We start from the raw sequence: 26,304 nt of genomic DNA, 5'->3' as shown, positions 1-26,304 counted from the left end.
GATGGCGTTGTCTCCACAGGAAGCATTGCTTCTCAAGATCATTGGCGCGGTGCTGGTCGCCGTGCTGGTGCTGTACAGGCTCACCGCGCCCCCGAAGGGCCGGCGCGAAAAGCTCACCACCACCGAGCCGCGCGCCGTGCGCTGGATTCTCACGGGCATTGCGCTGATCTTCATCGGCCTGTTCCTCGTGCTGCCGCTGGCGGCCGTGTTCACCGAGGCGCTGCGCAAGGGCTGGGACGCCTATGTCGCCGGCCTGCAGGAGCCCGATGCCTGGTCGGCCATCAAGCTGACCCTGATCACGGCGCTGATCGCCGTGCCGGTGAACCTGGTGTTCGGCGTGGCGGCGGCCTGGTGCATCGCCAAGTTCGAGTTCCGGGGCAAGGCCTTTCTGATCACCCTGATCGACCTGCCGTTCTCGATCTCGCCTGTGGTGGCGGGCCTGATGTACGTGCTGGTGTTCGGTGCCCATGGCTGGTTCGGCCCCTGGCTGGCCGAGCATGACATCAAGATCATCTTCGCCGTGCCCGGCATCGTGCTGGCCACCATCTTCGTGACCTTCCCCTTCATCGCCCGCGAGCTGATCCCGCTGATGCAGGCGCAGGGCAGCGACGAGGAGCAGGCCGCCATCGTGCTGGGTGCCACGGGCTGGCAGACCTTCTGGAAGGTCACCGTGCCCAACATCAAGTGGGGCCTGCTGTACGGCGTGATCCTGTGCAATGCGCGTGCCATGGGCGAGTTCGGCGCGGTGTCGGTGGTCTCGGGCCACATCCGCGGCCAGACCAACACCATTCCGCTGCATGTGGAGATCCTCTACAACGAGTACCAGTCCGTTGCCGCCTTCGCTGCCGCCTCGCTGCTGGCCCTGCTGGCGCTGGTGACCCTGGTCATCAAGTCGGTGGCCGAGTGGCGTGCCGAGCAGCAGGCCAAGGCCGCTGCCGACCTGCCTCCCGAGCGCCCCACGGCGGCATCCCAGGCTTCCCAGGCATCCCAGGTGCCGCAGGTGTCCTGAACCTCGGCCCCGACCAGACAAAAGCAAGAGCAAGACCATGAGCATTGAAATACGCAACGTCAGCAAGCAGTTCGGCGATTTCCAGGCCCTGCGCGATGTGAGCCTGGACATCCAGTCCGGCGAACTCATCGCACTGCTCGGCCCCTCGGGCTGCGGCAAGACCACGCTGCTGCGCATCATCGCGGGCCTGGAGACGCCCGACGTGGGCAGCATCCACTTCAGCGGCGAAGACACCACCGATGTCCATGTGCGCGAGCGCAATGTGGGCTTCGTGTTCCAGCACTACGCGCTGTTCCGCCACATGACCGTGTTCGAGAACGTGGCCTTCGGCCTGCGCGTGAAGCCGCGCAGCCAGCGCCCCAGCGAGGCCCAGATCCGCGAGAAGGTGATGAGCCTGCTCAAGCTGGTGCAGCTGGACTGGATTGCCGAACGCTTCCCGTCCCAGCTGTCGGGCGGCCAGCGCCAGCGCATTGCCCTGGCCCGCGCCCTGGCGGTGGAGCCCAAGGTGCTGCTGCTCGACGAGCCCTTCGGCGCGCTGGATGCCAAGGTGCGCAAGGAGCTGCGCCGCTGGCTGCGCCGCCTGCATGACGAGCTGCACGTGACTTCCATCTTCGTGACCCACGACCAGGAGGAGGCACTGGAGGTGGCCGACCGCGTGGTCGTCATCAACCAGGGCCGCATCGAGCAGGAGGGCACGCCCCAGCAGGTCTGGGACAACCCGGCCACGCCCTTCGTCTACGGCTTCCTGGGTGATGTCAACCTGTTCAAGGGCCGTGCCAGCGATGGCCGCGTCTACCTGGACGACGGCACCCAGCTGGACAGCCACGACGCCAAGGGCGCCAGCGACAGCAAGGCCTTCGCCTATGTGCGCCCGCACGATCTGGAGGTGGAGCGCTACTCGCCCGGCCAGAACCTGGACGTCCAGGGACGGCCCACGGGCATCGTCGTGCAGCTGGCCCGCGCCATCGTCGTGGGGCCCATTGCGCGCCTGGAACTTATTCCATCGGAGAGCACCGAAAGCACGGACAATGCCGAAGAGGGTGGCCTGATCGAGGCGCAGATTCCTGCGCAGCAGTTCAGGGACATGGCCCTGCGCGAGGGGGAAACCCTGGTGGTGACACCGCGCCGTGCCAAGGTGTTTCTGGACGAGGCGGCTGGCATCTGACGGCGCGGCAACGGTTTCCTGCACCCGCTGAACAGGGCTGCAGCGCCGGGCCGGCGCCGCAGCCCTGATTTCATTCAACCGGGTGACGAAAGACAAGAATGCTTCAATGGTTTGACAACGCTCCGCGCCGCATCCTGGCGCTCATCAGCCTGGCCTGCGTGGCCATGCTGGCCTTCGGCATGTATCTGCAGCATGTGGTCGGGCTGGAGCCCTGCCCGATGTGCATCGTGCAGCGCTACGCGCTGATCGGCGTGGCCATCTTCGCGGGCCTGGGCAGCGCACGCGGCGGGCGCGGCTGGCTGATCAGCTGGGGCGTGCTGGCGCTGGTGGCTGCAGGCTTTGGCGCCTTCGTCGCCGCGCGCCAGAGCTGGCTGCAGTGGTATCCGCCCGAGTTCGCCACCTGCGGGCGCGACTTCTACGGAATGATCGAGAACTACTCCATCAGCCGTGCCGTGCCCATGATCTTCCGTGGCTCGGGCGACTGCGTTGCCGTGGACTGGAGCTTCCTGGGCGGCTCCATCGCCAACTGGTCCTTCATCTGCTTCGCCATCATGAGCGTGGCCGTCTTGGTGCTGCTGGTGCGCGGCGCTGCCCGCAAGCGCTGAGGCCTCTAGGCTGAGGCTTGCGCCAGTCGCCGCTGCAGCGACTGAGACATGGTGCTCAGGATGAGCCAGCAGGACGTGGCGCCCGCGTCCAGCACGCCGATGGAGCGCGGCCCCAGCCGGGCCGAGCGCCCGATACGGGCCTGCAGGTGGCGCGTGGATTCCTTGCCCGCCTCGGCCGCGGCCTCCATGGCCTGCAGCGCCTCGCGGAAACCGGCGCCGGCCTGCAGCGATTGCCGGTAGGCCTGCAGGGCCGGAGCCAGCGTGTCGATGAGGGTCTTGTCGCCCACCTGGGCCTTGCCCATCTCCTGCACATCGGCGACGGCCCGCGCCAGCGCCTGGCCGAACAGGGCGGCATCCATCTCCTGCTCCCGCCCAAGAACATCGGCGAAGCCTTGGAAGAAGCTGCCGTACAGCGGGCCCATGGAGCCGCCGATATCGTCCATCAACGCCTGGGACAGCTGCTGAAGCGCCGCAGGCAGCTGCGCCGCCTGGCTGGCGTCCATGGCATCGAGCCGTGCGCCGCAGCCGGAAAAGCCCTTGGCCATGTTGATGCCGTGATCGCCATCGCCGATCAGGCCGTCGATCTCGCTGAGGAATTCCCGGTGGCCGACGATGGCCGTGATCAGCTCGCGCACGATGCTGCCCGCGCCATCGAGCGCGATGGCCGGCCCTTGGCTGGTGCGCCTTGCGGCTGGGGGCGGGCGGTTTGTGCCTGTTCCTGCGCCTGTGCCGGTGTCCGTGCCGGAGCAGAGGGCGGCGTTGGAATGGCCTCCTGCGGCTGGGGTGGTAGCCCGCCGGTCAGGGTCAGGGCGACTGACTGGCAGGGTGCCTTGAGGCAGGCCAGCAGCTCGTCGTCCAGCTGCATCAGCGTGAGCGTGATGCCCATCATCTCCAGCGAGGTGAAGAGATTGCCCACCAGCCGGAAGGCCACCTGAATGCCGCGTTCGCGCAGGCGCCGGGCCACCTCGCCATAGAGGATGTACTGCTCCATCAGCGGCGTGGCGCCCAGGCCGGACAGCAGCACGGCCACGCGGTCGCCCGGGGCGAAGGGCAGGTCGGGCAGCAGGGCGTCCAGCATGCGCTCGGCCATATCGGCCGCCGTGGCCGTGCGGTGCACGGACATGCCGGGCTCGCCATGGTGGCCTATGCCCACCTCCATGCTGCCGCGCTCGATATGGAAGTTGGCTTTGCCCACGGCGGGAATGGTGCATGCCGACAGGCCGATGCCTATGCTGCGCGTGCGGGCCATGGCGTGCCGGGCGATGGCGATGACTTCGTCGAGGCTGGCGCCTATGGCCGCCCGGGCGCCCGCCACCTTCCACATCAGGATCTCGCCGGCCACGCCGCGGCGGCTGGCCTCGTCGCCCCGCGCGGCAGAAGGCACGTCGTCGTTGGCCACCACGGTCCTGACCGCCATGCCTTCGGCTGTCGCCATCTGCACGGCCATGGCCACGTTCATGTTGTCGCCCGCGTAGTTGCCATACAGGCAGGCCACGCCGGCGCCGCCATCGGCTGCGCGCATGGCGTCGTAGAAGCTTCTGGCCGTGGGGGACGAGAAGACCTCGCCCACGGCGGCGGCGTCGCACAGGCCTGCGCCCACATAGCCCAGAAAGGCCGGCTCGTGGCCCGACCCGCCGCCCGTCACGATGCCCACCTTGCCCCTGCGTGGCGCGCCATGCAGGCGCACGACGCGGGCATTGCCGGCGTCGATGCGCAGGGTGTCGCCATGGGCGGCGATCCATCCCTGGAGCATGTCCTCCACCACCCGGTCGGGGTCGTTGATCACGCGGTTGGTCGTCATGCCTTTGTCTCCTCCAGGTGCGGTCCCGGCGGGTGTGCCGAAGAATGTTCATATGATCATTGAATGGTCATTTTTGATTTGTTGAAATTGGCATGTCAATGCCTTTTGGCTATTCAATAGCCAAGGGAAAACGATAGGATTTGATGGATTTTGTAGAAAATTCAACAGGTTACGTCTTCATATTGCTGATGCACATAGCTTTCGTTGTTTGACAACTGCTCTTCGATTGAGAAGACTCTCAAAAAACATTGATCAAATGATCATGTGATGGTCTTTTGTAATGAAGGGGATGCCATGAAGCTGGCCATCGGCTGCGACGAAGCCGCCTGCGACCTCAAGAACGCCGTGAAGCAGCATCTGCTGGCCCAGGGCCACGAAGTGGCCGACTTCGGCACGCACGACGGCGAGCCGGTGCTCTACCCCGACATCGGCATCGCGGTGGCGCAGGCCATCGTCCAGGGCCGCCATGAGCGCGGCGTTCTCCTGTGCGGCACGGGCATAGGCATGGCCATTGCCGCCAACAAGGTGGTGGGCATCCGCGCCGCGCAGGCCCATGACACCTATTCGGCCGAGCGCGCCAGCCGCAGCAACGACGCGCAGATCATCACGCTGGGCTCGCGCGTGATCGGGGTGGAACTGGCCAAGGCCATCGTGGACCGCTTCCTTGCATCGCGCTTCGATGGCGGCAGCTCGGCCCTGAAGGTGGATGCCATCACCGGCTTCGAACGCTCGCAGGCCGCCGCGGCCGGGCGCGGGCAGGGCGCGTGACCATGGACACCGGCACCAGCACCGGCACCGCACTGCTGCAGGCGCGCGGGGTGGCCAAGAGCTTCGGCGGCGTGCCTGCGCTGCGCAACGGCTGCCTTGAGCTGCAGGCCGGCAGCGTGCACGCGCTGTGCGGCGGCAATGGCGCAGGTAAGTCCACCTTCCTGAACATCGTGATGGGCCTGTTGCGGCGCGATGCCGGCGAGATACTGCTCAAGGGCCGGCCGGTGGATTTCGCCACGCCGCACGAGGCACTGGCGCACCGCCTGTCCATCATCACGCAGGAGCTGTCCCCCATCCCGGGCATGAGCGTGGCCGAGAACATCTTCCTGGGCCGCGAGCCCCGGCGCGCCGGCGTGGTGGTCCGCCATGCCGCGCTGCTGGAGCAGGCGGATGCGCTGCTCAGGCAGCTGGGCTTCGATATCGATCCGCGCGCGCAGATGGGCCGCCTGAGCCTGGCGCAGACCCAGCTGGTGGAGATTGCCAAGGCCCTGAGCCGGCAAAGCGAGCTGATCATCATGGACGAGCCCACCTCGGCCATTGGCGAAAGCGAGACCGCCATCCTCTTCGACGCGATACGCCGCGTGACCGCGCAGGGCGCTGGCATCCTCTACGTGTCGCACCGCCTGACGGAGATCTTCACCATTGCCGACAGCTACACGGTGTTCCGCGATGGCGGCTTCGTGCAGACCGGCGCGCTGGCCGATATCGACCGGCGGCAGCTCGTGAAGCTCATCGTGGGCCGGGAGGTCCGCGCTGCCGCCAGCGAGCGCAGGGCTGCGGCGCCGGGCGAGCCGCTGCTGTCGGTGCAGGGGCTCACGCGCCGGGGCGAGTTCGAGGACATCAGTCTGGACGTCGCCCCTGGCGAGGTGCTGGGCATCTACGGACTGATGGGATCGGGCCGCAGCGAATTCCTCAACTGCCTGTACGGCCTCACGCGCGCTGACCAGGGGCAGGCGAGCCTGGGCGGACGGCCCCTGCCGCGCGGCAATCCGGCGGCGTCGATCAAGGCGGGCCTGGCCCTGGTGACCGAGGACCGCAAGGCCACGGGGCTGGTGATGAGCTCCTCGGTGCGCTTCAACACCAGCTTGCCCGCACTGCCGGGCCTGCAGCGCGCCGGGGTGGTGGATGGCGCGGCAGAGCGCGTGCTGGTGGGCGGCCTGCTGCAGCGCCTGCGCGTGAAGCTGGCCAGCCCGGCCATGCCGGTCTCGGGCCTGAGCGGCGGCAACCAGCAGAAGGTGGTGCTGGCCCGTTGCATGGCCACCAATCCCGTCTGCCTGCTGTGCGACGAGCCCACGCGCGGCATCGACGAAGGCGCCAAGCGCGAGGTGTACGCCTTCCTGGCCTCGCTGGCCGCGCAGGGCCATGCCGTGGTGGTGGTGTCCTCCGAGGCGCCGGAGCTGCTGGAGCTGAGCGACCGCATTGCCATCTTCCGCAAAGGCCGGCTTGACCGCGTGGTGGCCGGCCACGGCATCACGCAGGAGGCGCTGATGCACCTCGCGTCCTGAGCCCGGGCGATGCCCGTGCTGCGTTTTTCCCCTTGCCTTTCACAACACACAGGAGACATGACCATGCCGTTTTTCCGCTTCACCACCGTGCTTGCTGCCGCGCTTGCCGGTGGGCTGTTCCTGGCCGCAGCGCAGGTCCGGGCCCAGGCTCCGGCCCCGCTGTCGGCACCAGCGCCAGTACCAGCACCGGCCAAGCCCTACCGCATAGGCGCGGCGGTCTATGGGCTCAAGGGCGAGTTCATGCAGATGTGGACCAAGGAGCTGAAGGCGCATCCGGCCGTGAAGGACGGCACGGTGCAGATCACCGTGTTCGACGGCAACTACGACGCGCTGACGCAGAGCAACCAGTTCGACACCATGATCACGCAGAAGTACGACGGCATCCTCTTCGTGCCCATCGACCTGAAGGCGGGCGCGGCGCCCGTGCACAAGGCGGTGAAGGCCGGCATTCCCGTGGTGGGCTCCAACACGCGCGTGCAGGGCGATGTGCTGACCTCCTACGTGGGCAATGACGATGTGGTGGCCGGCCGCATGCAGGCCGAGGCGCTGATGAAGGCCATCGGCGGCAAGGGCAATATCGTCGTCATCGAGGGGCCCATAGGCCAGTCGGCACAGATCGAGCGGGCGCGCGGCAATGACGAGGTGCTGGCCCGCCACAAGGACGTGAAGGTGCTGGCGCGCAAGACCGCCAACTGGTCGCGCGCCGAGTCCATGGGCCTGATGGAGAACTGGCTGACCGCATTCCCGGGCCAGATCCAGGGCGTGATCGCCCAGAACGACGACGAGGCCCTGGGCGCGGTGCAGGCCATCAAGACCAAGGGCATCGATATCAAGACCATCCCGGTGGTGGGTGTGGACGGTGTGGCCGCCGCCATCACGGCCGTCAAGCGCGGCGAGATGACCACCAATTTCCAGGACGCCCAGGCCCAGGCGCAGGGCGCGCTGGATGTGCTGCTGCGCCAGCTTGTCGGCCCGTCCTACCGGCCGCGCTCGGTGGTATGGAGCGAGTATGCCCAGGCCATGCCCTGGGGCGATGGCACGGCCAAATCCTACGAGGTGCCCTGGACAGCCATCGTGCCCGCCAATGCCGACGCCTTCTTGCAGAAGGTGCGCAAATGAGCGCCGACAGCCTGGAGCGGGACTTCGACGGCCGCACGGCCCTGGTCACCGGCGGCGCGGGCGGCATCGGCCTGGCGATTGCCCGGCAGCTCGCCGAAGGCGGTGCGCGTGTCGTCCTGGTGGACCTGGAGCGGCAGGCACTGGACGCGGCCGCTGCCAGCCTGGCGGAGCCCCGGCACCACCTGGCGCTGGCGGTGGATGTGACCAGGCCTGCGGGCGTGGAGCAGGCGGTGGCCACGGTGCTGGAGGCCACGGGCCGCATCGACATTCTGGTCAACAGCGCCGGCGTGGCGCTGCTGGAGCCGGCCGGCGAAATCAGCGAGGCCGCGTGGGAGCGCACGCTGGCCGTCAACCTCACGGCGCCGCTGCTGCTGGCCCAGGCGGTGGCCCCGGCCATGCGCCGCCAGCGCCACGGACGCATCATCAACCTGGCCTCGCAGGCCAGCGTGGTCGCGCTCCGGCGCCATGCCGCCTATTGCGCCAGCAAGGCGGGCCTGGTGGGGCTGACGCGCGTGCTGGCGCTGGAGTGGGCATCGGACGGCATCACCGTCAACGCCATCTCGCCGACCGTGGTGGACACGCCGCTGGGCCGCAAGGCCTGGGCCGGGCAGGTGGGGGAGGCCATGCGGGCACTCATCCCCACGGGCCGCTTTGCGCAGCCCGAGGAGGTGGCGCGGCTGGCCGTGTTCCTGGCCGGTACGCACGCCGGCATGCTGACGGGCGAGAACATCGTCATCGACGGGGGCTACTCCATCCAGTGAGCGGCCTGCCGGCCCCACGCCTTTCTTCCATCAACGCGGGAGTTCTCCATGACGAATCTTCAAGCCGCATCTTCGCCGCCGCTCTTGGGGCGGCGCGCGCTGGACCTGCGCAGCCTGCGCGAGCGCTACGGCGTGGTCATCGCGCTGGTTGCGCTGTGCGCGGCGCTGGCGCTGGCCAACCCCCATTTCATGACCTGGGGCAACTGGGCCGACATCCTGCGCCAGACCTCCATCAACGGCATCCTGGCCATCGGCATGACGTGCGTGGTGCTGACGGCGGGCATCGACCTGTCGGTGGGCGCCATCCTGGCGCTGGCCGGCATGGTCGGCGCCTGGCTGGCGGCCGATGGTCAGGGGCTGGCGGTGAGCGTGGGCGCCGGACTGGGCGTGGGCATGCTGCTGGGCGGCGTCAACGGCCTGCTGGTGGCCTGGTTCGCGGTGCCGCCCTTCGTGGCCACGCTGGGCATGCTCAGTGCAGCGCGCGGCCTGACCTACATCTACAACGACGGCATGCCCGTGTCCGAGCTGCCCGACGGCTTTCTTGCCATCGGCGCCGGCCAGCTGGGCCCCGTGCCCATGCCCATCGTGATCTTTGCCGTTGCCGTCGCGGTGTTCGCCTTCGTGCTGCGCTACACCGTGTATGGCCGCTACATCTACGCCGTGGGCGGCAACCTGCGCAGCGCCAAGACCAGCGGCATCAACACCCGCGCCATCGTGCTGCTGGTCTATGTGGTCAGCGGCCTGCTCGCGGGGCTGGCCGGCATTTTGCTGGCGTCGCGCACCACGGCGGCGCTGCCGCAGGCCGGCGTGTCCTACGAGCTGGACGCCATTGCGGCCGTGGTGATCGGCGGCACCAGCCTGTCGGGCGGCACGGGCAGCCTGGGCGGCACGGTCGTCGGCGCCCTGCTCATCGGCGTGATCAACAACGGGCTGAACCTGCTGGGCGTGTCCTCGTACTACCAGCAGCTGATCAAGGGCGTGATCATCGTCGGCGCCGTGCTGCTCGACAGTTCGCGCCGCAGGGCATGAAGCGCTGCGCCCACGTCCTGTCCACCATCTGCAACCCGGGAGAGTTCCATGCAAAACACCCTGCCTGACGCCGTCGATACGAACATGCTGGCCGTGGTCTGCCACGGGCCCAGGGATTACCGGCTCGAACGCGTCGCGCGTCCGCAGGCCGGGCCGCGCGAGCTGGTCATCCGCGTGGCTTCCTGCGGCATTTGCGCGGGCGACTGCAAATGCTGGGCTGGCGCGCCGCGCTTCTGGGGAGATCCGGAAAAAGGCCGCCCCGCCTATGTGCGCCCGCCGGTGATCGCGGGCCACGAGTTCTGGGGCCATGTGGTGCAGGTGGGCGAGGGTGCCCAGGAGCACCACGGCGTGCAGCTGGGTGACCGGGTGATCGCCGAGCAGATCGTGCCCTGCCATGCCTGCCGCTATTGCAGGACCGGCTTTCGCTGGATGTGCGAGGTGCACGATGTCTACGGCTTCCAGGGCCAGGTGGCCGATGGCGGCATGGCCGAGTACATGCGCCTGTCCGCCCGCGCCGTGGTGCACCGGATTCCCGAGAGCGTGGACTTCGAGGATGCGGCCATCACCGAGCCACTGTCCTGCGCCATCCATGCCGTCAACCGCGGCGACATCCAGCTCGATGATGTGGTGGTCATCGCCGGCGCGGGCACGCTGGGCCTGCTCATGGCCCAGGTGGCGCGCCTGAAGACGCCGCGCAGGCTGGTGGTCATGGACCTGTCGGACCAGCGCCTGGCGCTGGCACGCCGCTGCGGCGCCGACGTGACCATCAACCCCGCGCGCGAGGATGCCCGCGCCATCGTGCGTGCGCTGACCGACGGCTATGGCTGCGATGTGTACATAGAGACCACGGGCGCGCCCTCGGGCGTGACGCAGGGGCTGGACCTGGTGCGCAAGCTCGGCCGCTTCGTGGAGTTCAGCGTCTTCGGGCGCGAGACCACGGTGGACTGGTCCATCATCGGCGAGGAAAAGGAGCTGGACCTGCGCGGCGCCCACCTGAGCGCCCATTGCTACCCCATTGCCATCGACCTGCTGGCGCGCGGGCTGGTCACCTCCGAGGGCATCGTCACCCACCGCTATGCGCTGTCGGAGTGGGAGAGCGCCATCCGGGTGGCCGATTCCATGGACTCGGTCAAGGTCCTGCTGCTGCCCCACGCTGGCGAGGCCCGGTGAGCGGCGCTACACTGCGCGCCTTTCCCGGCACCCTTGGAGGCACCCTTGACTGAAAGCGACCTGACGCGACTGGCGACCCTGTACTACGTCGATGGATGCACGCAGGACCAACTGTCCAAGGAGTTCGGCATCTCGCGCGCCACCGTCGGGCGGCTGCTGCGCCGCGCGCAGGAAGAGGGCATTGTCGAGATCCGCGTGCGGCCGCATTCGCTGGTGTCCGCCGACCTGGAGCGGCAGCTGACCGAGCGCTTTCACATCAAGCGCGCGCTGATCGCGGTGGACCACAAGGATGCCGACCGGCAGCGCGAACTGCTGGCAGGGCTGGTGGCCAGCGAGCTGGAGCGCATCCTGGTCGATGGCTCCATCGTGGCCGTGGGCATGGGGCGCAACGTGTCCTCGGTCTCCGAGCACGCCCTGTCCGCCACACGGCGGGAATGCCACTTCGTCAGCGCCATCGGCGGCTCCTACCGTGGCGGGGAGGCGATGAACGCCGATCACATCGCGCGCCGCCTGGCCGCGCGCTTTGGCGGCAAGTCCGAATCGCTCTATGCGCCGGCCCTGGTGGGCGATCCGCAACTGCGCAAGGCGCTGCTGGACAACGACACCGTCAGGCACACCCTGGACAAGGCGCGCCGCGCCGACATCGCCCTCATCGGCGTGGGCGATGTCAGCGTGGACAGCAACATGGCCCGCATGGGCTGGTTTTCCGCGCAGGAGATCTCGGACGCCCGCCGCGCGGGCACGGTGGGCGACATGATGGGCTACGACTTCATCGACATCCACGGCCAGCCGGCCGCAACCCCCATGCAGGACCGCGTCATCGGCCTGAGCCGCGAGGACCTGCTGCGCATACCCAACGTCATCGCCGTGGCGGCCGAATCCAGCAAGGTCACGGCCATCCTGGGCGCCCTGCGCACCGGCGCCATCGACACCCTGGCCACCACCACGGCCAACGCGGCGGCCGTGCTGCAGCTGGACGATGTCATGGGGACGACGCGCTGACGCAGTGGGGGAGGCGCGGCTGTCGGGCGGCGCGCCTAGTTCGACGCGCCTAGTTCGACGCGCGGCGGTAGAAGGCCAGCGAGCCTGCCAGCGCCAGCAGCATGCCGCCGCACAGGCGGTCCAGCCACATCACGGCCCGCCCGCGCAGCAGCCGCGCGGCGCGTGATCCGGCGAAGGCATAGGCCAGCATCACCAGGAAATCGATGAGCGCGAACACCAGCGCAATGGCGATGTACTGCGGCGCCTGGGCGGCCGCCGGGTCGATGAACTGGGGCAGCAGGGCCGAGCAGAACAGGTAGCCCTTGGGATTGGTCACGGCGACCAGGAACGATTTGAACAGCACGGTGCGGGCGCTGTAGCCGTCGGCGCCGGCCTCTGCCTTGCCGTCACCCTGGGGTGCCGACAGCGATCCGCCCTGGCTGCGCAGCATGCGCAGGCCCAGCCAGGCCAGGTAGGCCGCTCCCGCCCACTTGACCACCGAGAACCAGAACTCCGAGGCCGCCAGCAGCGCGCCCAGGCCCAGCGCGACAGCGCCGACCAGCACGAAGTCCGACAGCACGGCGCCCAGCATGCCGGGCAGGGCGCGGCGCACGCCGTGGCGCGAGCCATTGGCCAGGGCCAGCAGCACGGTGGGGCCGGGGGTGATGATCGCGATCAGCGCGACCAGGGAGAAGACGAGCAGGGTGGCGAGGGTCATGTCGGCGAAGGCTCATGCGGTTGGCAACAGCCTGCCACTGTGCCAGCTTTGCCTGCCGTGCGCAGCCCCTGCCGACCCGGGGCAGGGCAGGCGGGGCGGGCAGGCGTCAGTCGCTGCCCACGCCGCCGGCGGCAAAGACCGGGCCGCGCGTGTCGGGCACCCAGCCCGGGTAGGTTTCCATCACTTCGGCGAACAGGGCCGAGTCGATCCAGCGCTGCAGCCAGGCCTGCAGGTGCGGCCAGGGCTGCTCGTTCCATTGCGACTCGTCGATGCGCGCGTACTGGCGCACGAAGGGGCGCAGCGCCATGTCGGCCAGGCTGGGGTTCTGGCCGAACAGGTAGCCGGTGGCCTCCAGCTGGTCGTCCAGCTCGGCCAGCCAGGTCAGGGCATCGGCCTGGGCGTGGTTGACCTCTTCGGCCGTATAGCGCTCGGGGTACTTGCAGCGGTCCAGGGCGTGCTTGAAAAAGCCGTCGTTGCGCTCGATCAGCGCCAGCATGTCCTGCAGCGAACCGCTGGTCGGTGCCAGCCAGCCGTCCGGGTCATTGGCGCGCAGCGCGTGCAGCATGACATCCAGGCTCTGCTCGATCACGCGGCCGTCCTCCAGCACCAGCACGGGCACCGTGCCCTTGGGCGAAGCGTCGAGCAGCGCCTGCGGTTTGTTGCGCAGGTTGATTTCGCGCAGCTCGCAGGCCAGGCCGGCATGGGCCAGCGCCAGGCGGGCGCGGATGGCGTAGGGGCAGCGGCGAAACGAGTAGAGAACCGGCAGGGTCTGGGTCATGGAGCGGGGACGGGGCTAGGGGCCAAAAGCGGCAGATGATAGCGCCGGGGCCAAAGTCAGGCGGCCTGCGGGTCTTGCCGCGGGCGTCCGTGGCTATTGCAGCTGCGCCAGCAGCCATTGCCTGAAGGTCTTGAGCGCCGCGCTGGGTGCGCGCGAGCGCAGGTGGGTCAGCCAGTAGGCGCCCGTGTCCACCTCCTGCTCGAAGGGGCGCACCAGCCGGCCCTGCTGCAGCAGGTGCTGGAACATGCGCGCCGGCAGCAGGGCCACGCCCGCGCCCTGGGCCGCCGCCTCGGCCAGCGTCAGCGAGGAGTCGAACATGGCCCCGCGCGCCAGCGGCGCGCTCTGGTCCAGCGTGGCAAACCAGCTCTCCCACTCCTGCAGGCGGTACGAGCGCAGCAGCGTCTGCCCGGCCAGGTCGGCCGGCTGGCGCAGGCGCTGGGCCAGGGCCGGGGTGCACATGGGCGTCAGCGGCGCGCGCAGCAGCAGCTCGGCGCGCGTGCCCTGCCAGGCGCCGTCGCCGAAGCGCACGGCCGCATCCAGCCCTTCGCCGGCCAGGTCCACGCGGTTGTTGTGCGTGAGCAGTCGCAGGTCGATGTAGGGGTGCTGCTGCTGGAACTGGCCCAGCCTGGGAATCAGCCAGCCGATGGCGAAGGTGCCGACCACGCCCACGGTGAGGACCTCGCGCGGGCGCGGTTCGGCCACCTGCTGCAGCGAATGCTCTATGCGCGCAAAGCTCTCGGCCACGGCAGGCCACAGCGCATGGCCCTCGTCGGTCAGCGCCAGGCCGCGCGGCAGGCGCCGGAACAGCGGCTTGCCCAGGCGCTCCTCCAGGTTGCGGATGTGCTGGCTGACGGCGGCCTGGGTCACGCACAGCTCGTCGGCCGCCCGCGTCAGGTTGAGATGGCGCGCGGCCGCGTCGAACATGCGCAGGGCATTGAGGGGCAGTTGCATGGTGAGCCAATAGTTTTTCTAAGGGATGCTGCCAATTATTCACGCTGGTCGCAGCTTGGGCGCGGCGCTATCGTTGCGGTTGTCGATCTGCAACTGAAAAGGAAAAACAATGCAAAGACGCGATTTTCTGATGACGGGCGGCGCGGCCGCCTGCATGGCTGCCGGGCTGGCCGGCTGCGCCCTGCCATCAAAAAAACAGGGGGCTGCCGACCAGGCCTTCAGGACCGAGCTGGCGCGCATCGAGAAAAGTGTGGGCGGCCGGCTCGGCGTGGCCGTGCTGGAGGTGGAGTCGGGCGCCAGCGTGGACCACCGCGGCGACGAGCGCTTTGTCATGTGCAGCACCTTCAAGCTGCTGCTGGCCGCCCAGGTGCTGGACCGCGTGCAGCAGGGCGATGAGCGCCTGTCGCGCCGCGTGCACTACGCCAGCTCCCGGCTGGTTCCCTACTCGCCGGCCAGCGGCCCGCGTGCCGGTGATGGCGGCGGCATGACCATCTCCGAGCTGTGCGAGGCCGCCGTGGTGCTCAGCGACAACACGGCCGCCAACCTGCTGCTGGACGCCAGCGGCGGACCGCAGGCGCTGACGCAGTGGCTGCGCGCCAGCGGCGACGAGACCACGCGCCTGGACCGCATGGAGCCCGAGCTCAACGAAGGCCTGCCCGGCGACGAGCGCGACACCACCACGCCCCTGGCCATGGTGCAAAGCATGCAGCGCCTGCTGCTGGGATCGGTGCTGGACGGCCATGGCCGCGCCCTGCTGCAGCAATGGCTGGTGGCCAGCCGCACGGGCGACAAGCGCCTGCGCGCGGGCATGCCGGCCGGCTGGCGCGTGGGTGGAAAGACGGGCACCGGCGATCGCGGCACGGCCAACGATGCCGTCATCGCCTGGCCCACGCCGCAAAGCGCACCGCTGCTGGTGACCGGCTACCTCACCGAATGCCCGGCCGACGCGCCGCAGCGCGATGCGGCGCTGGCAGCGGCCGGCAAGGCGGCCGCACGCTGGCAGGCAGCAGTGCAAGGCTAAGTTGCGCCACCATGTCGCTTGATTTGGGCGATTTCAGAAAATTGGCGCGGCCTGAAGACGAGAGACACCGAGGAAGGGCCTGGGCCGGCCGCGCCGCCCCCGCACCGAGGGTGTCGCCGGCCGCCCGTATGCCCCCTCGTGAGGGGGAAGGCGCACAGCGCCTCAGGGGGTTACAACTTCTTGACCAGGACCTGACTTTTGCGGTCCCAGTTGTACTTGGCCTTGCGCGCCTCGGGCAGCCAGTCGGGGTCCACGGGCTGGAAGCCGCGCTTGATGAACCAGTGCATGGTGCGCGTGGTCAGCACGAACAGGCTGTCCAGGCCCTGGGCCTTGGCGCGCTGCTCTATGCGCTTGAGCAGCTTCTCGCCATCGCCCGTGCCCTGGCTCTTGGGCGAGACGGTGACGGCCGCCATCTCGGCCGTACTGGCGCTGGGATAGGGGTAGAGCGCGGCGCAGCCGAAGATCACGCCATCGTGTTCGATGATGGTGTAGTGGGCGATGTCGCGCTCGATCTCGGTGCGGCTGCGCTTGACCAGAGTGCCGTCCTTCTCGAAGGGCTCGATCAGCTGGATGATGCCAGCCACGTCGTCGGGCGTGGCCTCGCGCAGTTCTTCCAGCTTCTCGTCGATGATCATGGTGCCGATGCCGTCGTGCACATAGATCTCCAGCAGCAGCGCGCCGTCGATGGCGAAGGGCAGGATGTGGCTGCGCTCCACGCCGTGCTCGCAGGCATGCACGCAGTGCTGCAGGTAAAAGCCCGTGTCCGTGGGCTGCTCGGGCGTGGGCAGCTCGGCCAGCATGCGGCGGGCCGTGGCCAGCGGCAGCTCGGTGTCGATGGGGTTGGTCTCGTCGGCCGGGCCCGTGGGGTCCATGCGGATGCCCGGCACCTCGGTCATGAAGATCAGCTTGTCGGCCTTCAGCTCGATGGCCACGCGCGTGGCCACCTCTTCCATGCTCAGGTTGAAGGCCTCGCCGGTGGGCGAGAAGCCGAAGGGCGACATCAGCACCATGGCATCCATGTCCAGGGCGCTGCGGATGCCGCTCACATCGACCTTGCGCACCAGGCCCGAATGCTTGAAATCCACGCCGTCCACGATGCCCACGGGCCGCGCCGTGAGGAAGTTGCCCGAGATCACTCGCACCCGCGCGCCGGCCATGGGCGTATTGGGCAGGCCCTGGCTGAAGGCGGCCTCGATCTCGTAGCGCAGCTGGCCAGCGGCTTCCTGGGCGCAGTCCAGCGCCACGGAGTCGGTGATGCGCACGCCGCGCGAGTACTGGGCCTCATGGCCCTTGGCGGCAAGCTGCTCGTTGACCTGGGGACGGAAGCCATGGACCAGCACGATCTTCACGCCCATGGCCTGGATCATGGCCAGGTCCTGGACGATGGAGCTGAGCTTGCCCGATGCGATGGCCTCGCCCGTCAGTCCCACCACAAAGGTCTGGTGTCGGAACTTGTGGATATAGGGAGCCACGGACCGGAACCAGGGGACGAAGGTGAAGTTGAAGACGGTGGACATGGTGGTCAGTCGGGGCATCGGGCCGATGCCGGGCAGAAAAAAAAGGCCTGCGGACAGGTCCGCCAGGACATGCTCGCGCAGGCAGGCGCCAGTGTAGCGGCATGGCGCGGCACCTGCGCACAGAAATGGGATGGAACGCCACGCAAATCGGCCCTGCTGCACAGTGCCGGGGGCACAAGGCACAGGACCTTGTCCGACGGGGGCCCGCCTGCAAGCCCGTGTAAGCTTCGCCACCATCGGTGAACCACGCAAGGCGCCCCCATTCATGCCATTGAGCGCTTCCATGTTTTTTCCGTTGCTTGCGCGGCCCGCGCGCCTTGTGCCGTGGCTGGCGGCGCTGGGCATGGTCGCAGGGGCGGCCCAGGCTGCAGGGGAGGCTCCGGCCTCCCAGGCCGCCGCCGCGATGAGCTTCGCGCAGGCCCGCCAGGCGCTGCTGCAGGGCTCCGACCAACTGGCCGCCTCGGCCAAGGCCGTGGAAAGCGCGCGCCTCAGACGCCAGGGTACGCAGGGGCTGGGCGGGCCTTCCGTGGCCATCACGGGCCTGGGCTACCGCTACTCGGCCAATGCCGACATCGATCTCGATCCTGCGCGGCGCACCCTGGACGGCGTCCTCGGCCAGCTGCCGCCCTCGGTGGGGCCGGCCATTCCCTCGCTGCCGCAACTGCCCACCTCCTATGCCTTGCAGCGCAAGAGCACGAATGCCTCGGCCAGCCTGTCCCTGGTCTGGCCGCTGTACCTGGGCGGCCTGTCCGATGCGGTGCGCAGTGGCCTGGACGCTGCCACCGACGAAGCCCTGGCCGATGCCGCCAGCAGCAGCCACGCCCTGCATTCGCTGCTGGTGCAGCGCTACTTTGGCGCCCAGCTGGCCGAGCGGGCCGCACGGCTGCGCGAGCGTGCGCTTGAAGGCGTGCGCGTGCATGACACGGCGGCGCAAAGCATGCTCAAGGCGGGCGTGATCTCCCGGCTGGAACGCCTGCAGGCCCGTGCCGCGCTGGCCGACGCCGAGCAGCAGGCGCGCAAATCGCGCGACGACGCAGACCTGGCCGCAGCGGCGCTGGCGCGCACGGTCAAGGCGCAGCGGCAGGTGCTGCCCAGCACGCCGCTGTTCGTCAGCAGCCGGCCCCTGCCGCCGCTGGACGGCTTTGTCGCCGCGGCCCAGTCGCACCATCCGGGTCTGGACAAGGTGCAGGCCAAGAAGCGCCAGGCCGAGTCGCTGCACGATGCCCAGGAGGCGCTGCGCCGGCCGCAGCTGCTGGCCTTCGGTTCGCGCGAGGTCAATACCAGCGGCAAGCCCAACTGGGTGGCTGGCGTGGCCGTGCGCTGGACGCTGTGGGACAGCATCGACCGCGATGCGCTGGCCGCCTCCTCGCAGCGCAAGATCGAGCAGGCCGAGCTGACCGAAGCCCAGGCGCTCAGCGACATCGCGCTGCTGGTCGAGAAGAACTGGCTGGGCGTGGAGCAGGCACGCCGCCAGTACCAGGCCCAGCAGGCCCAGGAGGATCTTGCGCGCGAGCTGCTGCGGCTGCGCGAGGCCGGCCTGCGGGAAGGCACCAGCACCACGCTGGACCTGATCGATGCCAGCCTCAATCTCGCCAAGGTCCAGACCCAGCGTGCCGAACTGGCCAACCAGTATGTGCAGGCCCTGGCCGCACTGCTGGAGAGCACGGGCCAGAGCGAGGAATTCGACCGATTCATGGCCCAGGCCGACATACAGATCCCACCCGACGCACCATGAGCACAGCCACGCCCGACCATCCCCCCAGCGCCCCCGAAGCTCCCGGCCCCGCGCCCGTGCCGCCGGGGCGCAGGCGCCCCTGGCTGGCCCTGGCCATCGTGCTGGCCGTGCTGCTGCTCGTGGCCTGGGGCTTTTGGCGTGCGGCGCAGCCCGCCCCCCTGTATTTCCAGGGCCAGATGGAGGCACGCGAGACCGACATCGCGCCCAAGGTCACGGCGCGCATTGCCAAGGTGCGGGTCACCGAAGGCCAGAAGATCCAGCCTGGCGATTTGCTGGTGGAGATGGACAGCCCCGAGGTGCGCGCCAAGCTGGCCCAGGCCGAGGCCGCGCGCGATGCCGCCCAGGCCCAGGCCGACAAGGCGCAGGCCGGCGCACGCCCGCAGGAAGTGCAGATGGCGCGCCTGAACTGGCAGCGCGCCCAGACGGCCGCCGACCTGGCCCAGACCTCGCTGCGCCGTGTGCAAAGCCTGTTCGACCAGGGACTGGTTGCGGCCCAGAAGCGCGATGAAGCCGATGCCAACTGGCGCGCCTCGCGCGACCAGGCGCTGGCCGCGCGTGCGCAGTATGAAATGGCGGCTTCGGGCGCGCGCCAGGAGGATCGCAGCGCTGCCCAGGCCCAGGCACGCCAGGTGCAGGGCGTGGTGGCCGAGGTGGAGGCCGCGCGTGCCGAGACCGAGCTGCGCAGCCCCGTGGGCGGCGAGGTGGTCCAGGTGCTGGCCCGCCAGGGCGAGCTGTCCCCGCAGGGCGTGGCCGTGGTCACCGTGGTGGACCTGGCCGACCAGTGGGTGGTGCTCAATGTGCGCGAGGACCAGCTTGCACGCTTTGCCCAGGGCAGCCGCTTCACCGGCCGCCTGCCGGGCCTGGAAAACCGCGAGGCCGGCTTCGAGGTCTACTACCTGGGGGTGCTGCCCGACTTCGCCACCTGGCGCGCCACGCGTGCGGGCCAGGGCTTCGATGCGCGCACCTTCGAGGTCCGCGCGCGGCCGCAGCAGCCCATTGCGGGCGCGCGGCCCGGCATGAGCGTGGTCGTGGAAGGCGGCCGTTGAGCGGCCGGCGGCAGTGAGCGCGAACCCGCCCACGGCCTTTGCCGCCAGCCTGCGGCGCGAATGGCGTCTGCTGCGCGGGCGGCCCTGGGACCTGGCCATGGTCAGCTGGGTGCCGCTGCTGGCACTGCTGCTCATGGTCTGGATCTTCTCGGCAGGACTGGTCCAGCGCCTGCCCGTCGCCGTCTGGGACCAGGACCACAGCGCCCTGTCGCGCCAGCTGGTGCGCATGCTGGATGCCACGCCGGGCCTGGCCGTGCAGTCGCAGGCGCTCAATGCCTCGGAGGCGCAATGGGCGCTGCAGTCCATGAATGCCTACGCCGTGGTGCAGATCCCGCCCGGCTTTGCGCGCGACATCAAGCGGGGCCAGGGGGCCGACGTGGTGCTCATGCACAACGCCCAGCTGGCCACGCATTCCAGCCTGATCCAGCGTGACCTGCGCCAGGTGGTGGGAACGCTGTCGGCCGGCGTGGAAATGCAGGCCCGTGCCAAGCGCGGCGACCCGGCCCAGGCGCTGCGCGTGCGCATGGAGCCCATACGCACCAACCTGGTGTCGCTGTTCAACATCTCCACCAATTACGAGCAGTTCCTGGCGGCGGCGCTGATTCCCGCGCTGCTGCACATCCTGGGCATGACGGCCGGCGCCTGGTCCGTGGGGCGCGAGCTGCGCGACCGCACGCTGGGCCAGTGGATGGCCGAGGCTGCGGGCCCGGGAAAGCCCGGCTGGAGCGCCATTGCGGGCGCCTTGGCGGGCAAGCTGGCGCTGTCCTGGGCCAGCCTGGGCCTGGGCGGTACGCTGGCCATGCTGTGGCTCACGGCCGGACGGGGCTGGCATCCGGGGCAGGGCGCTGCCAGCCTGGCCTGGGTGGCGCTGGCCCTGCTGCTGCTGATCGCCGTGAGCCTGGCGGCCGGGGCGCTGCTGGCGGCGCTCACGCTGTCGCTGCGCACGGCGCTGTCGGGCGCGGGCCTGCTGTCGGCGCCGGCCTTTGCGTTCAGCGGCGTGGGTTTTCCGCTACTGGCCATGCCCGATTCGGCACGTGCCTGGGCCCTGTCCATGCCCTATACCCACTATGCGCGGCTGCAGATAGAGCAGCTGCAGATGGGCGCGCCCATCGTGCAGAGCCTGCCCGTGGTGGCCGGGCTATTGCTGGCCGCGCTGGTGTTGCTGCTGCTGGCCACGGCAGGCCTGGCGCGCGGCCTTTCCCGCCCCGACAAATGGGGAGGGCGTTGAGATGGCCAGGGGCTTTGCGCAAGACTTCATCAGCGCCCTGCGTGCCGTGTTCGGCGATGTGGGCGTGCTCATGCTGCTGGTGGGCGCGCCCGTGCTCTACGGCTTTTTCTATCCCTGGTTCTACGGGCAGGAGGTCGTGCAGCGCGTGCCCGTGGCCGTGGTGCAGCACGACGGCAGCGGCCTGGCACGCCAGATGCTGCGCTTTGCCCAGGCCAGCCCGCGCATCGAGGTGACCCTGGTCACGGGCGACGAGGCCCAGGCGCAGCAGGCCCTGCTGGATGGCCGCGTCATGGGCTACGCGCTGCTGCCGCGCGACCTCAAGCGCCGCGTGGTGCGCAGCGAAGAGGCCGTGGTCCCCGTCTATGCCAACGGTGCCTACCCGCTGGCCGCCAAGCAGGTGCAGTACGGCTTTGCCGAGGCCTTCGGCACGGTCTCGGCCGGGGTGGAACTGCGGCGCCTGACGGCCGGCGGACAGAGCGCACTGCAGGCCCAGGCCAGCCGCTCGCCCGTCAACCTGCAGATGCAGGCTTTGTTCAATCCGACGGAAGGCTACGGCAGCTTCGTCGTCGCCGCCGTGGCCATCATCATCCTGCAGCAGACACTGCTCATGGGCGGCGCGCTGCTGGTGGGAACCTGGCGCGAGCAGGGATTGGACAGGGCGCCGGCACGCACCTGGCTGGCGCGGCTGCTGGCGCTGTGCACGCTGGGCTGGCTCTCGGGCCTGTACTACTTCGGCTGGATCTTCGTCTGGCACGACTATCCGCGCGGCGGCAATCCCTGGGGTGCGCTGGCGCTGCTGGCCGTCTTCGTCCCGGCCGTGGCGGGCGTGGCGGCGCTGCTGGGCTGGTGGCTGGCCAACCGCGAGCGTGCCATGCAGGTGGTGCTGTTCACCTCCATCCCGCTGGCCTTCGTCGGCGGCTTCAGCTGGCCGGCCGAGGCCCTGCCGCAACTGCTGCAGGCGCTGCGCTGGCTGTCACCCAGCACGGCCGCCATCCAGGCCTCGCTGCGACTGAACCAGGCCGGCGCCCCGCTGGAGGCGGCGCTATGGCATCTGTCCGTGCTGCTGGCCCTGGCGCTGCTGGGCTGGGTGGCCGTGCTCTGGCTGGGCAGCCGCCGCGTGGACCCTGGCGATTGACCGGTCGGGGCTTCAGGCCGGCGCGCCCGCGCCGCGACCCCGTCCCTGCACGGCCAGCATCAGCAGCACCACGCCCACGATGGGCAGCAGCCAGGTGTTGATGCCGTCCCAGCCGGCCGTGTGCAGCAGCTGGCCCGAGCCGAACGAGGCCACGGCCACGGTGCCGAAGACCAGGAAGTCATTGAGAGCCTGCACCTTGGCGCGCTCGGCAGGGCGGTAGCACTCGGTGACCATGGCCGTGGCGCCGATGAAGCCGAAGTTCCAGCCCACGCCCAGCAGCACCAGGGAGCCCCAGAAGTGCAGCAGCTCCAGCCCCATCAACGCCATCAGGGCCGAGGCGGCGATCATCACCAGCCCCAGCGCCGTGATGCGGCGCTTGCCAAAGCGCGCGATCAGCCGGCCCGTGAAGAAGCTGGGCGCGAACATGGCCAGCACATGCCACTGGATGCCCAGCGCCGCCTCGCCCACCGTGTGGCCGCAGCCCACCATGGCCATGGGCGCGGCCGTCATCAGAAAGGCCATGAGGCCGTAGCTGACCACGCCGGCCGAAGCCGCCACGATGAACTGCGGCGTGCGCGCAATCTCGGCCAGCGGCCGGGCCTCGCCCGCCACGGCGCGGGCCTGGGGCGGCGGCAGCTTCAGGCCCAGCAGCAGCGGCAGGGCCAGCAGGGCGAGCACGGCCTGGCTGTAGAAGCTGCCTGCGAACGGCGTCATGGGCAGGGCGTCGCGCGTCCAGATCACCACCTGCGGGCCGATGATGGCCGCGATCAGCCCGCCGATCATCACGCGCGAGATGGCGCGCGCCTGCTCGGCGGGGTCGGTCATGGCGTCGGTGGCGGCAAAGCGGTAGCTCTGCACGCAGGCCGCGTAAAAGCCCGCCAGCGCCGTGCCGATGCAAAAGGTCACGAAGTCCGATTGCGCAATGCCCTGGGCCGCGATCACGCCCGAGACCACGCCCAGGATGGCACCCAGCACATAGGCCGTGCGCCGCCCCATGCGCTGCATCAGCCAGGCCGCAGGCAGCGTGGACAGCGCCAGGCCCAGCTGGTAGATGCTGACCGGCAGCGTGGTGGCCGTGGGATTGGTGGACAGCTGCTGGCCGACCAGGCCGCCCAGCGAAATGATGATGGGCGGCGACGCGCCCCCCAGCGATTGCGCGGCCACGAGCAGGCCGAGGTTGCGGCGCTGCAGCGCTGGAGTGTGTTGTTCTGGTGTCATGGCTTGTGCGGCGGAAAGACCGCATCTTCACCGAAAAGCATGAGGGCTGGGTTAAGCGTTGTTCCGTGTGCCAGCCCTGTCCAGGCGCTGCTGGAGCAGGGACTTGCTGTACGCCTCCTGGAAGATCTGGTGGATCAGCTCCCTGAACCATTTGTGCCCCGCGTCATGGTCGTTGCGCGGATGCCAGACGGCGTCGATGGACAGGGCCAGCTCGGGAAGGGGCATGGGGCGCGCCACGCAGTTGGAGCCGGACAGCACGCTGTGCATCCAGTGCGCGGGCATGGCGGCCACCAGGTCGGTGGATTCGATGACGGGCACCATGCCCAGCCAGGTGGGCACCTGGAACATCACGCGCCGCGCCAGCCCGCGCTCGGCCAGGAGTTCATCCACGATGCTGCTGCCCACGCCCGTGACCTTCAGGTGGCCCTGCTCCAGGTATTTCTCCAGCGTGAGCGGAGAGGCGGCGGCCGGATGGTCCTTGCGCATCAGCACCATCCACTGGTCGTCCAGCAGGCGGCGTGACGCCGACAGCACCGAGCGCCCGCGCGAGACGGAAAGGCGGATTTCCACGCCTTCGTACTCGACGCGGTCCGAGGGCTGGCGGCCGTCGAAGGACTGCACCGACAGGCTGATGCCCGGCGCCACCGCACGCAGATGGATGCACAGCTGCGGGAGCAGCAGCACGCCCACGTAGTCGGACAGGCGCAGGTGGAAATTGCGCCGCGCCGTGGCCGGATCGAAGCCCTTGCTGACCTCGATGGCGCTTTCGATCTCGCTGAAGGCCTTGCGGAAGCTGCGCGCCAGGCGCACGGCCTCGGGCGTGGGCGACATGCCTTCGGCCGTGCGCAGCAGCAGCGGGTCGTTGAACTGGGTGCGCAGCCGGCGCAGCGCATGGCTGACGGCCGAGGAGGTGATGCCCAGCCGCGCGGCGGCCTTGCCCACGCTGCGTTCTTCCACCAGGGCCTCGAAGATCACCAGCAGGTTGAGGTCGATGCTGCGCAGGTTGACCGGAGCCCGGGGCGCGCCGTCTGCATGTTGAATGCTGTTCATTTTGATGATGACAAAGATGAGCTTGACTGAATTTTACGTGCGTCACGACAATGCACCAGCTTTGAAATGAATGCCCATGAATTCACCCAGTTTCAACCGCTGTGCCGGTGATTGCGACGCAGTCGAAAATCCAGCGGAACAATATCTGTTTCCAGAAAATTCCTGCGATACCCATTTCCATGTATTTGGTCGTTCCGATGATTTTCCGTTGATTGCGGAACGCGCCTATACACCGGCTGCCGCGTCCATGGACGATTATTGGAAAGCCTTTCGCCCATTGGGCGTGGACCGTTGCGTTCTGGTCCAGCCCAGCGTGTATGGCCGCGATCACGGCCTTCTCACGCAGACGCTGCGCCATGCCGAGGCGGGCCGCATGCGTGGCGTGGCCGTGATCTACGAGGACACGCCGGATACAGAGATCGAAGCGCTGCACGCCCTGGGCGTGCGCGGCGCACGGTGCAATGCGCTGTTTTCGGGCGGGGTCTCCGTCTCCAGCCTGCGGGCCGTGGCCGACCGCATCCGGGGCCTGGGCTGGCATGTGCAATTGCTGGTGAACGTGGATGAAGACCCTGGCCTGGCGCAGCGCGTGGCCGACATGGGCGTGGCCGTGGTGGTGGATCACTTCGGCCACCCGTCGCGCCAGCTGGGCGCCGGCGGGCCGGGCAGCCGCAACCTGCAGGCGCTGATGAAGGAAGGCCGGGCCTGGGTGAAGTTCTCGGGCGCCTACCGGATATCGGCAACGGCATCGGCCGTGGACCCGGCCGTGGTTCCCATTGCACATGCCTTGGTGCAGGCCAATCCGCACCGGATCGTATGGGGGTCGGACTGGCCGCATCCCGGAATAAAGGCCCGTTCGAATTCTGTTGGCGAATTGGCGCAGGCATTGATGGATTGGGTTCCAGAGGAATACAGGCACACGGTATTGGTCGATAACCCCGCGCGCCTGTATTGGGGTCATTGATTTTCAAATAGCAGGAGACAGAGAAAATGAATCGAATCACATCGGGCCGCAGAGGCTTTATCCGCACGGCGGTATCTTTCGCGGCGCTGGCTGCGGCATCGGCTGCATCGGCAGTGCAGGCGCGCGCATTTCCCGCCAAGCCGCTCACGCTGGTCGTGCCCTTTGCGCCGGGCGGCAATGTGGACATCGTGGCCCGCACGCTGGGCATTCCGCTGGCCCGGCATGCGGGGCAGTCCGTGATCGTGGACAACCGTGCGGGCGGCGGTGGTGCCGTGGGTTCGGGCTGGGTGGCGCGCGCCGAGCCGGACGGGCATACGCTGCTGGTGGCCACGCCGGGCCAGTTGGGCACCTTGCCCGAGATGATCAAGCTGCCCTACCGCGCCGACAGCTTTGCGCCCATTGCGGTGGTCAGCCGCACGCCCGTGGTCGTGGTGGTGCGCGCCAACGACGCGCGCTTCAAGACCGCTGCCGATTTCATCAAGGCGATGAAGGCCAAGGATGGCAGCGTGACCGTGGGCCATGCCGGTCCGGGCTCGCCCAATCACCTGGCCGTGCTGCAGCTGGAAGATGCCGTGAAGGTGCGCGTCAATCCCGTGCCCTACAAGGGATCGGGGCCGGCCCTGGTCGATTTGATCGGCGGGCAGATCGATGCCGTGGTGGACCAGATCACCAGCTCCACGCCGCATATCAAGAGCGGCGCCCTGCGCGCGCTGTTCGTGCTGGGGCCGCGCGCCGGGGGCGGGCTGGCCGATGTGCCCGACCTGGCCCAGCTGGGCCTGCCGGTGTTCGATGCCACTACCTTCGTGGGCGTGTTCGCGCCCAAGGGTGCGCCCACGGCCAGCGTGGACAGCCTGTATGGCTGGATCTCCCAGTCTGTGGCCGACCCGGAGTTCAGCCGCCTGATCCGCGAGCTGGGCAGCGAGCCCTTCCCGGCCAGCGCGGCCGTGCTGCAGCGCCTGGTCAGCGAAGAGGCCGCGCTGGCGGCGCGGCTGACCCGGCAGGGGCGTCTGCGCGCGGAGTAGCCGCCGCGCGC

The 26,304-nt window shown here is 69.1% G+C and carries 24 protein-coding genes and 1 pseudogene; 17 read left to right on the top strand and 8 right to left on the bottom strand.

The window, feature by feature from the left end; genetic code table 11:
• The first annotated feature begins 1 nt into the window (after position 1).
• From cysW to CLV01_RS21525, 3 genes are all read left to right on the top strand, one after another.
• Positions 2-1,009: a sulfate ABC transporter permease subunit CysW gene (gene cysW / locus CLV01_RS21535; RefSeq protein ID WP_099733236.1), complete on the top strand. Its 1,008-nt coding sequence runs from the start codon at positions 2-4 to the stop codon at positions 1,007-1,009.
• A 37-nt stretch (positions 1,010-1,046) separates the two neighbouring features.
• Positions 1,047-2,174, top strand: coding sequence for a sulfate/molybdate ABC transporter ATP-binding protein (locus CLV01_RS21530; RefSeq protein WP_013801698.1), 1,128 nt, complete (start codon positions 1,047-1,049; stop codon positions 2,172-2,174).
• A 98-nt stretch (positions 2,175-2,272) separates the two neighbouring features.
• A complete protein-coding gene (locus CLV01_RS21525; RefSeq protein WP_099733237.1) occupies positions 2,273-2,779 on the top strand; it encodes a disulfide bond formation protein B in 507 nt (168 codons plus the stop codon).
• Between the two features lie 5 nt (positions 2,780-2,784).
• Here CLV01_RS21525 and dhaL read toward each other — a convergent pair whose 3' ends face one another.
• Both dhaL and CLV01_RS21520 read right to left on the bottom strand, forming a co-directional pair.
• The gene (gene dhaL / locus CLV01_RS29245; protein WP_180288483.1) at positions 2,785-3,441 is read right to left on the bottom strand and encodes a dihydroxyacetone kinase subunit DhaL; all 657 of its coding nucleotides are present in this window, start codon (positions 3,439-3,441) and stop codon (positions 2,785-2,787) included.
• Positions 3,442-3,578: 137 nt separating this feature from the next.
• Positions 3,579-4,580: pseudogene (locus CLV01_RS21520) on the bottom strand (dihydroxyacetone kinase subunit DhaK); the annotation flags it as partial.
• A 294-nt stretch (positions 4,581-4,874) separates the two neighbouring features.
• Between CLV01_RS21520 and rpiB the strand changes: the two are divergent.
• The 7 genes from rpiB (at position 4,875) to CLV01_RS21485 (ending at position 11,934) form a co-directional block, all read left to right on the top strand.
• Positions 4,875-5,348 (top strand): ribose 5-phosphate isomerase B, encoded by a 474-nt coding sequence (gene rpiB / locus CLV01_RS21515; RefSeq protein WP_099733239.1) that lies wholly within the window; start codon positions 4,875-4,877, stop codon positions 5,346-5,348.
• A gap of 2 nt (positions 5,349-5,350) precedes the next feature.
• The gene (locus CLV01_RS21510) at positions 5,351-6,853 is read left to right on the top strand and encodes a sugar ABC transporter ATP-binding protein (RefSeq protein ID WP_099733240.1); all 1,503 of its coding nucleotides are present in this window, start codon (positions 5,351-5,353) and stop codon (positions 6,851-6,853) included.
• 63 nt (positions 6,854-6,916) lie between these two features.
• On the top strand, positions 6,917-7,972 hold the full coding sequence (locus CLV01_RS21505) for a substrate-binding domain-containing protein (protein ID WP_016453276.1): 1,056 nt from the start codon (positions 6,917-6,919) through the stop codon (positions 7,970-7,972).
• The gene (locus tag CLV01_RS21500; RefSeq protein ID WP_099733241.1) at positions 7,969-8,733 is read left to right on the top strand and encodes a GolD/DthD family dehydrogenase; all 765 of its coding nucleotides are present in this window, start codon (positions 7,969-7,971) and stop codon (positions 8,731-8,733) included. The genes CLV01_RS21505 and CLV01_RS21500 overlap by 4 nt, the downstream gene beginning before the upstream one ends.
• Before the next feature lie 48 nt (positions 8,734-8,781).
• Entirely contained in the window at positions 8,782-9,762 is a 981-nt protein-coding gene (locus CLV01_RS21495; protein ID WP_016448253.1) for an ABC transporter permease, read from the top strand.
• Between the two features lie 48 nt (positions 9,763-9,810).
• Complete coding sequence (locus CLV01_RS21490) at positions 9,811-10,932, top strand: alcohol dehydrogenase catalytic domain-containing protein (protein ID WP_099733242.1); 1,122 nt, start codon at positions 9,811-9,813, stop codon at positions 10,930-10,932.
• 45 nt (positions 10,933-10,977) lie between these two features.
• On the top strand, positions 10,978-11,934 hold the full coding sequence (locus CLV01_RS21485) for a sugar-binding transcriptional regulator (RefSeq protein WP_012206377.1): 957 nt from the start codon (positions 10,978-10,980) through the stop codon (positions 11,932-11,934).
• Positions 11,935-11,983: 49 nt separating this feature from the next.
• Here CLV01_RS21485 and CLV01_RS21480 read toward each other — a convergent pair whose 3' ends face one another.
• The 3 genes from CLV01_RS21480 to CLV01_RS21470 form a co-directional block, all read right to left on the bottom strand.
• Positions 11,984-12,631 carry a LysE family translocator gene (locus tag CLV01_RS21480; RefSeq protein WP_013801705.1) on the bottom strand — a complete coding sequence of 216 codons (648 nt, stop codon included), beginning with the start codon at positions 12,629-12,631 and terminating at the stop codon, positions 11,984-11,986.
• A gap of 106 nt (positions 12,632-12,737) precedes the next feature.
• Positions 12,738-13,409, bottom strand: a complete 672-nt coding sequence (locus CLV01_RS21475; protein ID WP_099733243.1) for a glutathione S-transferase — start codon at positions 13,407-13,409, stop codon at positions 12,738-12,740.
• A gap of 93 nt (positions 13,410-13,502) precedes the next feature.
• Positions 13,503-14,360 carry a LysR family transcriptional regulator gene (locus tag CLV01_RS21470; protein ID WP_012206374.1) on the bottom strand — a complete coding sequence of 286 codons (858 nt, stop codon included), beginning with the start codon at positions 14,358-14,360 and terminating at the stop codon, positions 13,503-13,505.
• Between the two features lie 109 nt (positions 14,361-14,469).
• Between CLV01_RS21470 and bla the strand changes: the two genes are divergently transcribed.
• Positions 14,470-15,381: a class A beta-lactamase gene (bla, locus tag CLV01_RS21465; protein ID WP_099733244.1), complete on the top strand. Its 912-nt coding sequence runs from the start codon at positions 14,470-14,472 to the stop codon at positions 15,379-15,381.
• 170 nt (positions 15,382-15,551) lie between these two features.
• Here the strand turns inward: bla and argA are convergent, their stop codons facing one another.
• On the bottom strand, positions 15,552-16,898 hold the full coding sequence (argA, locus tag CLV01_RS21460) for an amino-acid N-acetyltransferase (RefSeq protein ID WP_099735079.1): 1,347 nt from the start codon (positions 16,896-16,898) through the stop codon (positions 15,552-15,554).
• Between the two features lie 283 nt (positions 16,899-17,181).
• Between argA and CLV01_RS21455 the strand changes: the two genes are divergently transcribed.
• Genes CLV01_RS21455 through CLV01_RS21440 form a run of 4 tightly spaced genes read left to right on the top strand, consistent with a single transcriptional unit; the run spans position 17,182 to position 22,042 of the window.
• Positions 17,182-18,633: a TolC family protein gene (locus CLV01_RS21455; protein WP_099733245.1), complete on the top strand. Its 1,452-nt coding sequence runs from the start codon at positions 17,182-17,184 to the stop codon at positions 18,631-18,633.
• Positions 18,630-19,679, top strand: a complete 1,050-nt coding sequence (locus tag CLV01_RS21450; protein WP_099733246.1) for an HlyD family secretion protein — start codon at positions 18,630-18,632, stop codon at positions 19,677-19,679. The genes CLV01_RS21455 and CLV01_RS21450 overlap by 4 nt, the downstream gene beginning before the upstream one ends.
• Before the next feature lie 13 nt (positions 19,680-19,692).
• Positions 19,693-20,907 (top strand): ABC transporter permease, encoded by a 1,215-nt coding sequence (locus tag CLV01_RS21445; RefSeq protein ID WP_047219430.1) that lies wholly within the window; start codon positions 19,693-19,695, stop codon positions 20,905-20,907.
• Between the two features lies 1 nt (position 20,908).
• A complete protein-coding gene (locus tag CLV01_RS21440; protein WP_034395430.1) occupies positions 20,909-22,042 on the top strand; it encodes an ABC transporter permease in 1,134 nt (377 codons plus the stop codon).
• A 12-nt stretch (positions 22,043-22,054) separates the two neighbouring features.
• Here the strand turns inward: CLV01_RS21440 and CLV01_RS21435 are convergent, their stop codons facing one another.
• Positions 22,055-23,260 carry an MFS transporter gene (locus tag CLV01_RS21435; RefSeq protein ID WP_012206367.1) on the bottom strand — a complete coding sequence of 402 codons (1,206 nt, stop codon included), beginning with the start codon at positions 23,258-23,260 and terminating at the stop codon, positions 22,055-22,057.
• A gap of 51 nt (positions 23,261-23,311) precedes the next feature.
• Positions 23,312-24,310 carry a LysR family transcriptional regulator gene (locus CLV01_RS21430; RefSeq protein WP_012206366.1) on the bottom strand — a complete coding sequence of 333 codons (999 nt, stop codon included), beginning with the start codon at positions 24,308-24,310 and terminating at the stop codon, positions 23,312-23,314.
• 76 nt (positions 24,311-24,386) lie between these two features.
• On the opposite strand from CLV01_RS21430, the gene CLV01_RS21425 reads away from it, so the two are divergent.
• Together CLV01_RS21425 and CLV01_RS21420 are read left to right on the top strand one after the other, a co-directional pair.
• A complete protein-coding gene (locus CLV01_RS21425) occupies positions 24,387-25,271 on the top strand; it encodes an amidohydrolase family protein (RefSeq protein ID WP_180288441.1) in 885 nt (294 codons plus the stop codon).
• A 26-nt stretch (positions 25,272-25,297) separates the two neighbouring features.
• Positions 25,298-26,293: a tripartite tricarboxylate transporter substrate binding protein gene (locus CLV01_RS21420; RefSeq protein ID WP_013801717.1), complete on the top strand. Its 996-nt coding sequence runs from the start codon at positions 25,298-25,300 to the stop codon at positions 26,291-26,293.
• Positions 26,294-26,304: the final 11 nt, after the last annotated feature.

Source organism: Delftia sp. 60 (assembly GCF_002754395.1).
GTDB classification, from domain to species: domain Bacteria; phylum Pseudomonadota; class Gammaproteobacteria; order Burkholderiales; family Burkholderiaceae_C; genus Comamonas; species Comamonas acidovorans.
The sequence above is the reverse complement of the archived record's forward strand: the minus strand, read 5'-3'. Positions and strand labels throughout refer to the sequence as shown.

What these genes read in the sequence shown, in the direction of transcription:
- argA (WP_099735079.1), bottom strand. Translation starts at nt 16,898, where the DNA reads ATGTCCACCGTCTTCAACTTCACCTTCGTCCCCTGGTTCCGGTCCGTG.
- CLV01_RS21525 (WP_099733237.1), top strand. Translation starts at nt 2,273, where the DNA reads ATGCTTCAATGGTTTGACAACGCTCCGCGCCGCATCCTGGCGCTCATC.
- CLV01_RS21440 (WP_034395430.1), top strand. Translation starts at nt 20,909, where the DNA reads ATGGCCAGGGGCTTTGCGCAAGACTTCATCAGCGCCCTGCGTGCCGTG.
- CLV01_RS21450 (WP_099733246.1), top strand. Translation starts at nt 18,630, where the DNA reads ATGAGCACAGCCACGCCCGACCATCCCCCCAGCGCCCCCGAAGCTCCC.
- CLV01_RS21430 (WP_012206366.1), bottom strand. Translation starts at nt 24,310, where the DNA reads ATGAACAGCATTCAACATGCAGACGGCGCGCCCCGGGCTCCGGTCAAC.
- CLV01_RS21500 (WP_099733241.1), top strand. Translation starts at nt 7,969, where the DNA reads ATGAGCGCCGACAGCCTGGAGCGGGACTTCGACGGCCGCACGGCCCTG.
- CLV01_RS21490 (WP_099733242.1), top strand. Translation starts at nt 9,811, where the DNA reads ATGCAAAACACCCTGCCTGACGCCGTCGATACGAACATGCTGGCCGTG.
- CLV01_RS21475 (WP_099733243.1), bottom strand. Translation starts at nt 13,409, where the DNA reads ATGACCCAGACCCTGCCGGTTCTCTACTCGTTTCGCCGCTGCCCCTAC.
- CLV01_RS21530 (WP_013801698.1), top strand. Translation starts at nt 1,047, where the DNA reads ATGAGCATTGAAATACGCAACGTCAGCAAGCAGTTCGGCGATTTCCAG.
- CLV01_RS21425 (WP_180288441.1), top strand. Translation starts at nt 24,387, where the DNA reads ATGAATTCACCCAGTTTCAACCGCTGTGCCGGTGATTGCGACGCAGTC.
- CLV01_RS21510 (WP_099733240.1), top strand. Translation starts at nt 5,351, where the DNA reads ATGGACACCGGCACCAGCACCGGCACCGCACTGCTGCAGGCGCGCGGG.
- CLV01_RS21455 (WP_099733245.1), top strand. Translation starts at nt 17,182, where the DNA reads ATGTTTTTTCCGTTGCTTGCGCGGCCCGCGCGCCTTGTGCCGTGGCTG.
- rpiB (WP_099733239.1), top strand. Translation starts at nt 4,875, where the DNA reads ATGAAGCTGGCCATCGGCTGCGACGAAGCCGCCTGCGACCTCAAGAAC.
- bla (WP_099733244.1), top strand. Translation starts at nt 14,470, where the DNA reads ATGCAAAGACGCGATTTTCTGATGACGGGCGGCGCGGCCGCCTGCATG.
- CLV01_RS21480 (WP_013801705.1), bottom strand. Translation starts at nt 12,631, where the DNA reads ATGACCCTCGCCACCCTGCTCGTCTTCTCCCTGGTCGCGCTGATCGCG.
- CLV01_RS21470 (WP_012206374.1), bottom strand. Translation starts at nt 14,360, where the DNA reads ATGCAACTGCCCCTCAATGCCCTGCGCATGTTCGACGCGGCCGCGCGC.
- CLV01_RS21495 (WP_016448253.1), top strand. Translation starts at nt 8,782, where the DNA reads ATGACGAATCTTCAAGCCGCATCTTCGCCGCCGCTCTTGGGGCGGCGC.
- CLV01_RS21505 (WP_016453276.1), top strand. Translation starts at nt 6,917, where the DNA reads ATGCCGTTTTTCCGCTTCACCACCGTGCTTGCTGCCGCGCTTGCCGGT.
- cysW (WP_099733236.1), top strand. Translation starts at nt 2, where the DNA reads ATGGCGTTGTCTCCACAGGAAGCATTGCTTCTCAAGATCATTGGCGCG.
- CLV01_RS21435 (WP_012206367.1), bottom strand. Translation starts at nt 23,260, where the DNA reads ATGACACCAGAACAACACACTCCAGCGCTGCAGCGCCGCAACCTCGGC.
- CLV01_RS21420 (WP_013801717.1), top strand. Translation starts at nt 25,298, where the DNA reads ATGAATCGAATCACATCGGGCCGCAGAGGCTTTATCCGCACGGCGGTA.